Below are 11,053 nucleotides of genomic sequence, written 5' to 3'. Positions count from 1 at the left end.
TCTGCTGCGCGCTCGAAATCGGCACTACCGCAACATCTGCGAGGATGAAGAACGCGACGACGATCACGACGGGATCCCCGACGTCTACCAGCAAACGGATTGATCGCACCTGACAAGCCGACTTGCGGTCGATGGTGTCAGCCGAACAGCCCGCCCACCGATGATCCCGAGGACCCAGCAGGCGGTTCGGGTGGTTCGTACGCACTGACGGTCACGGTGAAGGTGCCGAAGCCTTCTCCTTTGTTGGCGTATTTGGTACCACCGCCGCCGGCGACCACGCACCTCACGGTGGTGGTGGCGCCTGCCGGGAATGCGCTGCCCGACGCTGGGGTGCACTCGGTCGCCGCGACGGTATCTGCGAGACCGGCCGGCAGGGTCCATTTGGCGATGGTGTTTGGTCCAGTGCTCGTCAGCTCCTTAGCGGTCGACGCCAGCTTCGAATCTTGTCCCAGATAATTTGGCATGGAAACTGCCGGCGAAAGAGGCGCCGGTGAGATCGGCGTCAGTGAAATCCGTTCGAAATATATTCCTGGACGAGAAGTCCGCGCCGGCAAGATTGGCGCCGGCGACGAGCACCGAACGTATGCGCCGGAGATGCGTGCGCGATGCGGTGGCGGGGAGTTGGGGAGGAGTGTTCACAATCCTTGCTCGAAAGTGAAGACTTGGTGTGGGTCGTATTCGGCCTTGATCGCGTTCAGGCGGTCGACGCCGGTGCCCCAGTAGTCGGTTCGCCAATCCACCGCATCCGCATTGGGGACGTTGCTGTATGCCCCAGACACATAGGGCGCCAGTGCCTCATGGAAGTCCGCGACCCACTGCAAGCACGCAGGCGCCAGAGGGTCGTCGGACGAGGACGACCCGCCCCGGACGCCCCAGCCCGCGCCCGGCTCCGCGTAGAATAACGCATTGCGGTGCGCGAACGCCGACCCGCCCGCCGGTTCGGAATGCACGACCTCGCCGCCGAATGCGTTCGCGAAGTAGTTGCACAGCGGCGTAGGAGCCGTCGAGATGAAGGTGCAGATCAGATCGATTGCCTCTCGGGGGAATGGTGTCGACGCGAACTGGGACAAGAACTTCCAGTTGGCCGGTTCGTCTGCGATCGGGATCTGGAACGCCGTGTAGTTGTCCACCCAGCTCGCGTCCGTCATGGAGACCTCGGGCGCTCCGACAGCCAAGATCGGGGCGAGCAGCTCCAAGGCTTCCGCCTCCGAGCCCGATACCAGCACGCCCAGCACCTGCACTGCGTCGCAGCTGATCTCGATCTGGCTCGTCAGTCGGCTGTCCGTCGTCGGCGCAGATCGCTGCCAGACGTCGAAGACAGCGGGCAGATGGTCGATTCCTGGCCACGTCGCTGTGATGTAGATGGTCTGCGTCAACGGATGCACCCGGTAGGTCAGCGACGTGACGACCCCGAAATTGCCGTTGCCGGCGCCTCGCAGCGCCCAGAGCAGGTCTGTGTGGTGCGTTTCGTCGGCGACGATCACCTCGGCGCCGCCGTCATCGGAAGGAACCACGATTTCTGCTGCCAACAAGTTGTCACAAGCCATCCCGAAGATGCGGGTCAGCAGGCCGAAACCGCCGCCCAGGGTGGCACCGACCGTACCGACGGTTCCCTCGGTACCGGTCGGTGCTGCAAATCCCTCTCGCCCCAAGGCGGTTACGGCTTCGAGTTGATTGAGCCCGGCGCCCACCGTCGCCGTCTGCGTCTGCGTGTCGAGCGATACGGACTTCATCTCGCTGACGTCGATCACGATGCCGTCGTCGACACTGGACCAGCCTTCGAGGCAGTGTCCACCGCTGCGCACCCGGACGGGGACTTCGTGCCGCCGCGACCAGGCGAGCGCGTTGACGACGTCGGTGGTCGCCTGGGCATACACGATGACCTGGGGGGCGTTGCTGAACAGCAGGTTCCAACCGGCGCTGGCCGCTGCGTAGTCCGCGTCGCCGAACCTGACGACTCGGCCGGTCAGCGCGTCAGAGGACGAACTCGGCGGCCTCATTCGGTCGACTCGACAACAGCGTCGACAGCGTCGCCACCGGACGGTTCGGTCTCGAGAACTTCGCGATTGAAGATCATCATCTTGGCGAAGTAGATGCCGCCCAACAGGATCAGACCGGCGACGATGACGTTGGAGGCCGTGGAGTCACCGGGGGTGACGAGTACGAACAACGCGAAGACAACCCAGATGAGGGCCGCCACGGCGATCGGTAATTCGAAGCGTCCGAGACTGAACCCTCCTTCCTTGTACTCCAGGCGTTTTCGGACCACCAGGTAGAGGACGACGGTTGCGCCGTAGATGAGTGCGGGCAGCAGTGTCGAGGCGGTGATCAGTTTGATCAACGCGTCTCCCGGCAGTGCGACCAGCAAGACCACGCCGACGACCAGGATGAGCAGGGTTGCGAATATCGGTGTCTGGGTGCGCGGATTGACCTTGCTCATCAGGCGGTGCGCCGGGAATCGTCGGTCTCGAGCCATTGCGAACGCCTGACGCGAACACGCAGCCATGACGACCATCCCGGCACCGAAGATCGCGAAGACAATGGCGGCCAGCAGTATCCGTTCCATCACCGGCCCGAGTTGGTCGCGGATGATGGCCGCAACGGGCGATCCGCTCTTGCTGATGGCGTCGACGTCATCGATGGCGAGGGTCAGTGCGATCAGGAAGAAGAATCCCGCGACACCCGCGGCGACCACGGATGCGACGATGGCACGCGGCACGCTCCGAAACGGGTCCTTGGCCTCCTCGGCGAGATTGGCCGCGGAGTCGAAGCCCACCAGGGTGGTCAGACCCATGAGCATTCCGGCCGTGAGACCGCCGCCGATGGCGAAGTAGTTGCTGTCTCCTGCTGTGACGCCCCGTGAGGTGAGGTTACTGATCTCACCGCTGCTGGTGAACGCGACGACCGCGATCAGCGCTACCACCAAGATTGCGACGATGGCCAGCTCGACACCGACAGCGCCCGAGGTGATGAGGCCCAGCAGCCGGGTGGACGCGATGACCAGGACTGCCTGGATGATCAGGATGACCACGGTGATGATCCGGGCGACGTCCTCGTTTTCGTCCATTCCGACCAGCGGCATGAATGCCTGACTGGCCAGCGCGCTGTCCAAGGCGACGACCGCGGTGGCAAGGAACCAGAAGGTGAGCCACCCGAAGAGCCAGCCGACCTTAGGGTTGGCCAGTCGTGAGGCCCATTGATAGGACGACCCGCTCAGTGCTATGCGGGCAGCGAACTGGGCGACGACGAGAGCCACCAGGGTTTGGCCGACCACAGCGATCAACCACAGCCACATCCCGACAGGACCCGCGGTCACCAGCAATTCGCCATATGTCCCGAAGATGCCCACGGCTACGGAGATGAATGCGAAAGAAATGGCGAAGACCTGGAAACCGCCGAGGGTGCGCTGCAACTCCGGGCCCGAGTCCTGTGCGGAAGACGGCGGTTCGGCTTGGGAGTCGTCAGTGAGGGGTGTCGACACGCGGAATACCTCAATCATCGGGTGAAGGCATTCCGGGCTGCTGAGCGGAACGTCGAAAGAATGCTAACCCGACTTACGTCGGTCTGCTGCAAATTTCACCAATCAGATACGTCGCGTGCCGGTGTCAGGCAAACGGGTGCCTCGAGCAGAGTCCGACGGGTGATGAACGTCCGCGGCAGTCCCGACAGCGGATCGGTGAATTGCAGTTCGCGAGCGAGCAATTGCATCGGGAGTGAGTGGTCGTCCGGTGCCTCGGCCAGCAAGTCGGGATACCAGGTGTCACCGAGAATTCCGATACCGAGTGCGGCCAGATGCACTCTCAATTGGTGCCGACGGCCCGTATGCGGGCGAAGAAGTGTGTGCAGAACTGCGCGACCGGAGGCGCTGATGCCGGACCCTCGGACCTCGATCACCGTCTCGGAATTGGGTGCGAGTGCGTCGTCGATCACCACCCGCAGCACGCCGCTGCGCGAGGCGATGTGGTTGCGGTAGGTGACAGGCACCGAGTGTCCGGCGAGCGACGGTGCATCGGCGTCCCACCCTGGCGGAAGTGCCGAGACAGCTTCATACACCTTGGTGACCTGACGCTGTTCGAACAGAGACTGGTATGCACCGCGGGTGGCGCGCCGGGCCGAGAACATCAACACCCCCGCTGTCGCGCGATCGAGGCGATGCATGGGCACCAGGTCCGGATTGTCGAGACGGGTCCGGAGCCGGACCAGCGCCGTCTCCTTCAGGTATCGCCCGCCGGGAGTGGTCGAGAGGAAGTGTGGCTTGTCGATCACGACCAGATCGTCGTTGATGTGCAGGATCTCCTCTTGCGAGGACACCGGCGTCTCGGCCGGGAGATCGCGGTAGTACCAGACGAATGGATCCGCGCCCAGTGGTGTGCTGCGGTCGATCGGATGGCCGTCGGAGCCGACTATCTCGCCGCGGTCGAACCGGCGGTGCAGGTCGCCGGCGTCCAGGTGGCTGAAAGTTGCGACCATGAACTCGGCGACAGTCGTCCACGGTCCGGCGGTCGGGATGCGCAGCCTTGTTGCGCCGACCCCGTTCCTGACGGGTAGCGGCGAGGGCATCGGCATCTGGTCATTCTGTCACCGGCCGCGGAGCCATCCGAACCGTCCTCGGTTCCGAATGCAGGTCAAGGAGTACTCAGCTGCTGACAGAAGGCGAGGACTGGTCGGGATGATGCGAACACGAGGGCGCGTAGACGCGCTACAGCCGTATCGGCGTTACGATGCGGCCGCCGATGCGAGCGCCGCGTTGGTGATCCGGCACTACTCGACATCGTTTGGCCTGGCGACGCGCATGTTGCGCGGACAGGTCCGCCAAGACGTGTGCAACATCTATGCGCTGGTTCGGGTTGCCGACGAGGTGGTCGACGCGCCTCGGCCCGGCCAGGACGGTGCGGATCGGCTGGTCGAACTCGACAAGTTCGAGCAGGAGACCTACTCGGCGATCGAGACGGGTTCTAGCGCCAACCTGGTGGTCCATGCATTCGCCCGCAGCGCGCGTCGCGTCGGCATCGACGAATCCTTGATCGCGCCGTTCTTCGACTCGATGCGGACCGACCTCCAGCGCACGAAGCACGACTTCACCAGTCTCGCCACGTACATCTACGGCTCTGCAGAGGTGGTCGGCCTGATGTGTCTGCGTGCTTTCGTCGCCGGTGAGCGGAATCCGTCGGCGCGCTACGAAGAACTGGCGCCCGGGGCCCGACGACTCGGTGCGGCCTTCCAGAAGATCAACTTCCTACGAGACTTCGGTGACGACAGCGACGGACTGGGACGTCAGTACCTCGTCGGTCTTCGGCCAGATGACCTCGACGAAGAGATCTGGAGCAGCTGGCTCGACGACATCGACATGGACCTGACCGCAAGCGCCGAGGCCATAGCCCAGCTGCCGCGCGGTTGCCGCGTGGCGGTGTGCACGGCGCACGATCTGTTCGCTGAACTGACAGCGCGGCTGCGGGCGACCTCGGCGGCCGACGCCCGGCGAGACAGGGTGCGAGTGCCCACCCCTGAGAAGGCGCGCATCGCTGCCGCGGCCGCACTTCGCCGCGGCCGACCACAACTCGCAAGTGCGCATGCGCTCATCCATTCGAGTGATCTGACGAAGGAGTACGGACGGTCGTGACGGCATCATCGAAAAAGGTCGTCGTCATCGGTGGTGGTGTCGCAGGTTTGGCGACGGCCGCACTGCTCGCCCGCGATGGGCACGACGTCGACCTAGTGGAGAAGAACGACGACCTGGGCGGCCGGGCCGGCTCATGGGAGCACGAGGGCTTTCGATTCGACACCGGACCTTCCTGGTGGCTGATGCCCGATGTCTTCGACCATTTCTTCGAGCTGCTCGGCACGACCACAGCTGAACAGGTGAGTCTGGTGCGCCTGGACCCTGGGTATCGCGTGTTCTTCGAGGGCGTAGACGAGAAGATCGACATCGAGGGTGACGAAGAACGGAACCGGGCCCTATTCGAGAGCATCGAACCCGGCGCCGGCGCCGGCCTGACCTCGTACCTCGACTCAGCGCGCGAGGCGTACGACATCGCCGTCAAGCGATTCCTCTACACCAGTTTCGATTCTCCGCGTGCATTTCTCGGTGTGGACGTCCTGCGCAACGCCCCGAAGCTGGCGGTACTGCTCACGAAGTCGCTCGAGGCTTTTGTCTCGCAACGGTTCTCCGACCGGAGATTGCAGCAGGTTCTCGGGTATCCAGCTGTGTTCCTCGGCTCGTCTCCCGAGCGCACGCCTTCGATCTATCACCTGATGAGCTGGCTCGACCTGGCCGACGGAGTCCGTTATCCGCAAGGCGGTTTCACGACATTCGTCGATGCGTTGGCCCGTCTTGCCACTGAGAACGGGGTGAGGGTGCACACCGGAACATCCGCGACCGCGATTCTCACGCGTGCCCGGCAGGGTCGCTCTGGAAAGGGGCGCAGGCGCAGTGAGGTGACCGGCGTCAGAGTGCGCGATCACAGTGGCGGAGAACGGGACGTCTCCGCCGACATCGTCATCGGAGCAGCCGATCTGCACCACGTGGAGACCCGGCTGCTGCCCACGAATCTGCAGACCTTCCCGGAGAAGTGGTGGGACAAGGCAACATCGGGACCGGGCGCGGTGCTGGCCTATCTCGGTGTGCAGGGCAGTGTCCCCGAACTGGCTCATCATTCGCTGTTCTTCACCGACGATTGGACAACGAACTTCGACGCGATCTTCGAGTCACCGACGCACATGCCCGATCCGGCATCGCTGTACGTGTGCAGGCCGTCCGCCACGGACGATTCGGTTGCCCCCGCCGATCACGAGAACCTCTTCATCTTGGTGCCCTCACCCCCGGATCCTGGTCTCGGGCGCGGGGGAGTGGACGGCATGGGCGCTCCCGACGTCGAGAAGGTGGTCGACCAAGCGATCGAGACCGTGGCGGAATGGGCGCACATCCCAGATCTTGCCGAACGGGTCGTGGTGCGGCGCTCGGTGGGTCCGGCCGACTTCGTCGACAACGTCAACTCGTGGTCAGGTGGCGCGCTCGGCCCGGCACACACGTTGCGCCAGAGTGCGTTCCTGCGGGCGACCAACCGGTCACGCAAGGTCGAGGGTTTGTTCTACGCCGGATCGAGCACCCGTCCCGGTATCGGTTTGCCGATGTGTTTGATCAGTGCAGAACTGATTCGCAAGCGGCTGAAGGGTGATCGCTCGGTCGGCCCGTCGAGCTGAATCCTGAACCGGCGGAACGGCGTCCGCGGTTCGACCCGGTCTCGACGGCGACCCGTCAGGAGCGGCGCCACACACACCTTTCTATCAAACCGGTCAGTGCGGTCCGGGTGAGCTCGTCGACAGGCAGGTATTCCAGGATCTCCATGGCGTTGTCCGTCAGCTCGCGGATTCTGTCCTCGACAGCTTCGTCGGCCCCCGTGTCTGTGAGCACCGACCGCACTGCTTCGAGATCGGCGTCCCCGACTGCCGGATTACCGAGAGCGTGCCGGAGTACTTGCTTCTGTGAGTCGCCGGCCCGGGATTCGGCCACGGCCATCAGGAGGGTGCGTTTGCCCTCCCGGATGTCATCGACGGCGGGCTTGCCGGTGACCTGCGGATCGCCGAAGACACCGAGAAGGTCATCGCGAAGCTGGAAGGCTGCGCCGGCGGTCAGTCCGATCTGGTCATAGAGGTGCAGTAGTTCGTCGTCGCCTCCGGCGATGGCGGCGCCGAGACGAAGAGGATGGCTGATCGTGTACTTCGCGCTCTTGAGTTCGAGGATGAGGTCGGTGCGCCGGCGCGAGGTGCTGACCTCGGTTTGGCTCAGCATGTCCAAGTACTGACCGGCGTAGGCCTCGTCGCGCATCCGCGACCACATGGCACGGACAGTGCGACGTGTCCGGGAGTCCAGCGAGTCGGTGGACATCGCGGCCAGGTCGTCGGACCACGACAGCAGCATGTCACCCACCAGGATGGCGGCCGCGGATCCGTGGTTGTCGGCGTCCCCGAGTCGCTGCTCGCGGGTGTGCCCGTCGGCGAACTGACGGTGCACCGTGGGGAGCCCGCGACGGGTGTCGCTGCTGTCCATCAGGTCGTCATGGACCAAGGCGGCGAGATGGAAGAGCTCGATGGCCGCGGCGATCTCGGGGACACCCTCGACCAGCTCGCCTCCGGTCGCGCCGTACGACCCCCACATACAGAACTGAGCGCGGATCCGCTTCCCACGCCCGAGCATGTCCACGATCGCTGCTGTCAGCGACGTGACCTCGGCGCTCATCTCGCCCATCGCCACCGAGTGGCCGGTGACGTGCGTGGTCAAGACGTCGCCCACGGAGGCCAAGATCGTACGGTTTCGCTCCTCGACCAGGTCGTTTGTGATCGGCGCCGCGTGCTGGTCTATCGACATCATCTGACGTTCTCCGTGTCCGGCGTAAGTCCAGTTACCAAAGGGTGCTCAAACCATTCGGAGCCGCCCACGGGATCGGATGGGTGTCCGACGCGACATTCTCGACATCCTCGACGACGTTCCCTCGGACCCTCTCCGTGCCGGACCGATCTCATTCGTTCGAGATGACGCGGCCGGCTCACGGGTGACACATGCTCGACCTTGCGGTTCCCGTGCCGCCAACGAGGCAGGACAACGATGGATGAATCTGTGGACACGCCCGACCTGCGGTCGGCGCTCACGACGATCGGTGTGCCCGATCGTGTCGAGACACCGCTGGGAACCTACGAATTCTTCGACGGGGTGCCAACGCCCGAGACCACCCGCACCCTGTATGACGGCTTGGACTATTTCCGCGGCGTCGACGTGTTCCTCAACACCGTTCCCGGCGCATCACTCGTCGCGATGCGTCGCGGTTTTCGCAGCGTCGGAATCGATGGCCTCAGTGTCCTCGGGATCACCGACCCGAGAGCGAACTCGGGATCGTTTTTTCTGACCCCGAACACATCGACGGCGTACGGCGTCATGTTCATCGACCTTCGCGACGGCCCGGTTGTCATCGAACCACCCACCAAGTCGCTGTGCGTCGTCGACAACTCTGGTTCCGCTACATCGCGGACATGGGGTTGGCCGGTCAGGACAAAGGGGAGGGTGGAAAGTACCTGTTCCTACCGCCGGGATACGACGGCGACGAACCTGATGGCTACTACACCCATCGCAGTGACACGTTCACCATCTGGGTCGTCCTCAGGGCCCTCGCTGGTGTCGAGGCGATCAGACAAGCACGCGTCTATCGTCTCTCTGATGCGCTGAGCCCACCGGATCTCGTCTACGTGAACATCGCCGAACAAGTCTTCAACACCGTGCATTCCAATGACTTCAGCTTCTTCGAGGAAATCGACGAGCTCGTCCAAGAGGAGCCGCCCGGCTCGTTGGATCCAGAGCGTGCAGGACAACTCGCAGCGATCGGCATCGTCCACGGGCAGACCTTCGCACCGGACGAACGGCTGCGCGCCATTCTCGATTCCGCCGCCCGCACCGCCGCCGGTATGAGTCGTGCGCTTGTCTACTTCCCTCGCAATCGGGACAACTTCACCTTCGCGGAAGGCTCGTGGAAGGACGGATTCGTCGGTGGCAGTTACGAGTTCATCAAGGATGATGCCAGGCTCCTCGATGCGCGAACCCTGTTCCACTACGTAGCAACGGTCATCACTCCTGCAATGGCGCATGCACAGGTCGGAGCAGGATCGGCGTACACGTACACAGCTCAGGACGCCCGTGGCCAGATATTGAACGGCGCCAACACCTATCGTCTCGTGCTGCCGCCCAACCCACCTGCAAAAAACTTTTGGTCGCTGGACATCTACGACACCCAGACGCGGTCCCTGCTGTGTACCGACAACCCGCACCCGAGCGTGATGAGTCTGAGCGGCACCGTCACACCCGAAACCGACGGGTCGATCGTGCTCTGGTTCGGCCCAGCGGCGCCGGAAGGGCGCGAGAACAACTGGGTGCAGACCGTTCCCGGGAAAAGCTGGTTTCCCATACTGCGGATCTACGGACCCCTCGAGTCATGGTTCGACAAGTCGTGGCAACCTGGTGAAGTCGAAGAAGTGCAGTAGCGACGATCGCCGGACTCAGCTGATCGGTGGGTTGCGTGGGTAAGATTCGGCCGGCCCGGCGCGCAGCTCGGTGGCCCGGCTCACCACGTGGTCGATGCTGACCACGGTTCGTCGGCCGGTATGCCCATCGTCGCCGGGTATACCCGCCTGCGCCGACCATTCGGTGCGGGCGTTGCCGCTGATGTGCAAGGCCCGGCCGGTGGCGAAGTCGACGAACAGCAGTGCGGCCGCAGGATCGACCTCGAAGGTTCCCAGCGTGTTGAACATGTTGTTGCCGGGGTAGTCGGGCCACCACAGCTGGTCGAGGTCGTCGAGACGCACGAAGCCTGACGGTCCGCCGCGGTGCGAGGTGTCGATGCCGCGCGTCGGGTGGGTGCTGCCCAGAAGCAACGTGTCCGCGGTGCGGATCAGGTCACGGTCGGCGGAGCCCGGGCTCCGACCGTGGCGAGCGTCCGCGTTGCTGAGGGGACCGCTCGTGATTCTCAGATCCCGATGCGCAATGTACTTGGGGCAGTTGCCGTAGGCCTGTTCGACGGTGATGGAAAGACCACTTTCCGTTGCGCGGGTCAGGGTTCCGTTGATGCGGATCCGCCGCCGGGTCGCGAAGTCGATGACCAAGAGGCCGACGGGTTGCTCGGGTGCGAGCTGATGCAACGGGTCGCCGGGGGCGGGGGAGCCGGCGATGGTCAGAGTCGTCGGCGTCAGGGCCGCGAGGAAACCGGGCGCGCCGGCCAACGGTGAAGTCCAGAGAGTGCCTGCGGCGTCGCGGGCGGTGATGGCGGCGAATGTTCGTACGCTGAGGAACTGGGCGAGACCGCCACTGAGTTCCCCGGGATCGAGCATGCCCTCGAGTCGGGCCGCCTGCGCGCTGACCCCGGCGCGACGTTGCACCGCCAGTTCGCCCTCGTGAAATCCGCCGGCTTCGGGTCGATGGGCGAGGGTGCTCATGGTGGCCTCTCAGATCCGAATACCAAGTGGAAGGTGCTTCCCTGAGCATTAGTACACCCGAACACCATCTGGGCCCACC

9 protein-coding genes and 1 pseudogene are annotated in these 11,053 nt (G+C 64.1%); 4 read left to right on the top strand and 6 right to left on the bottom strand.

Annotated features, from left to right (window positions below; all coding sequences use genetic code 11):
* Positions 1-137: 137 nt before the first annotated feature.
* The 4 genes from BFL43_RS21340 to BFL43_RS21320 form a co-directional block, all read right to left on the bottom strand.
* Positions 138-464 (bottom strand): hypothetical protein, encoded by a 327-nt coding sequence (locus BFL43_RS21340; RefSeq protein WP_084894502.1) that lies wholly within the window; start codon positions 462-464, stop codon positions 138-140.
* 171 nt (positions 465-635) lie between these two features.
* Complete coding sequence (locus BFL43_RS21330) at positions 636-2,000, bottom strand: FAD-binding oxidoreductase (RefSeq protein ID WP_084894500.1); 1,365 nt, start codon at positions 1,998-2,000, stop codon at positions 636-638.
* The gene (locus BFL43_RS21325) at positions 1,997-3,412 is read right to left on the bottom strand and encodes an amino acid permease (RefSeq protein WP_240498404.1); all 1,416 of its coding nucleotides are present in this window, start codon (positions 3,410-3,412) and stop codon (positions 1,997-1,999) included. The genes BFL43_RS21330 and BFL43_RS21325 overlap by 4 nt, the downstream gene beginning before the upstream one ends.
* Positions 3,413-3,576: 164 nt before the next feature.
* Positions 3,577-4,566, bottom strand: coding sequence for a pseudouridine synthase (locus tag BFL43_RS21320; protein ID WP_084894496.1), 990 nt, complete (start codon positions 4,564-4,566; stop codon positions 3,577-3,579).
* Positions 4,567-4,669: 103 nt separating this feature from the next.
* Here BFL43_RS21320 and BFL43_RS21315 point away from each other — a divergent pair, with 103 nt between their 5' ends.
* Both BFL43_RS21315 and crtI read left to right on the top strand, forming a co-directional pair.
* Positions 4,670-5,620, top strand: a complete 951-nt coding sequence (locus tag BFL43_RS21315) for a phytoene/squalene synthase family protein (RefSeq protein WP_084894555.1) — start codon at positions 4,670-4,672, stop codon at positions 5,618-5,620.
* Complete coding sequence (gene crtI, locus BFL43_RS21310) at positions 5,617-7,200, top strand: phytoene desaturase family protein (protein WP_084894494.1); 1,584 nt, start codon at positions 5,617-5,619, stop codon at positions 7,198-7,200. The genes BFL43_RS21315 and crtI overlap by 4 nt, the downstream gene beginning before the upstream one ends.
* Before the next feature lie 55 nt (positions 7,201-7,255).
* Here crtI and BFL43_RS21305 read toward each other — a convergent pair whose 3' ends face one another.
* Positions 7,256-8,368, bottom strand: coding sequence for a polyprenyl synthetase family protein (locus BFL43_RS21305; RefSeq protein WP_084894492.1), 1,113 nt, complete (start codon positions 8,366-8,368; stop codon positions 7,256-7,258).
* A 234-nt stretch (positions 8,369-8,602) separates the two neighbouring features.
* Here BFL43_RS21305 and BFL43_RS29920 point away from each other — a divergent pair.
* A pseudogene (locus BFL43_RS29920) lies at positions 8,603-8,932 on the top strand (hypothetical protein); the annotation flags it as partial.
* Positions 8,933-8,985: 53 nt separating this feature from the next.
* Positions 8,986-10,026 (top strand): DUF1214 domain-containing protein, encoded by a 1,041-nt coding sequence (locus BFL43_RS29785; RefSeq protein WP_276206116.1) that lies wholly within the window; start codon positions 8,986-8,988, stop codon positions 10,024-10,026.
* Between the two features lie 15 nt (positions 10,027-10,041).
* On the opposite strand, the gene BFL43_RS21295 is transcribed toward BFL43_RS29785, so the two are convergent.
* On the bottom strand, positions 10,042-10,974 hold the full coding sequence (locus BFL43_RS21295) for a pyridoxamine 5'-phosphate oxidase family protein (RefSeq protein WP_084894490.1): 933 nt from the start codon (positions 10,972-10,974) through the stop codon (positions 10,042-10,044).
* Between the last annotated feature and the right edge of the window lie 79 nt (positions 10,975-11,053).

It is taken from the genome of Williamsia sp. 1135, assembly GCF_002095395.1.
Taxonomy (GTDB): domain Bacteria; phylum Actinomycetota; class Actinomycetes; order Mycobacteriales; family Mycobacteriaceae; genus Williamsia.
The sequence above is the reverse complement of the archived record's forward strand: the minus strand, read 5'-3'. Positions and strand labels throughout refer to the sequence as shown.

Bases quoted from the DNA above. Each gene is read 5' to 3' on its own strand.
- BFL43_RS21320 (WP_084894496.1), bottom strand. From the start codon at position 4,566: ATGCCGATGCCCTCGCCGCTACCCGTCAGGAACGGGGTCGGCGCAACA.
- BFL43_RS21315 (WP_084894555.1), top strand. From the start codon at position 4,670: ATGATGCGAACACGAGGGCGCGTAGACGCGCTACAGCCGTATCGGCGT.
- BFL43_RS21330 (WP_084894500.1), bottom strand. From the start codon at position 2,000: ATGAGGCCGCCGAGTTCGTCCTCTGACGCGCTGACCGGCCGAGTCGTC.
- BFL43_RS21305 (WP_084894492.1), bottom strand. From the start codon at position 8,368: ATGATGTCGATAGACCAGCACGCGGCGCCGATCACAAACGACCTGGTC.
- BFL43_RS21340 (WP_084894502.1), bottom strand. From the start codon at position 464: ATGCCAAATTATCTGGGACAAGATTCGAAGCTGGCGTCGACCGCTAAG.
- BFL43_RS21295 (WP_084894490.1), bottom strand. From the start codon at position 10,974: ATGAGCACCCTCGCCCATCGACCCGAAGCCGGCGGATTTCACGAGGGC.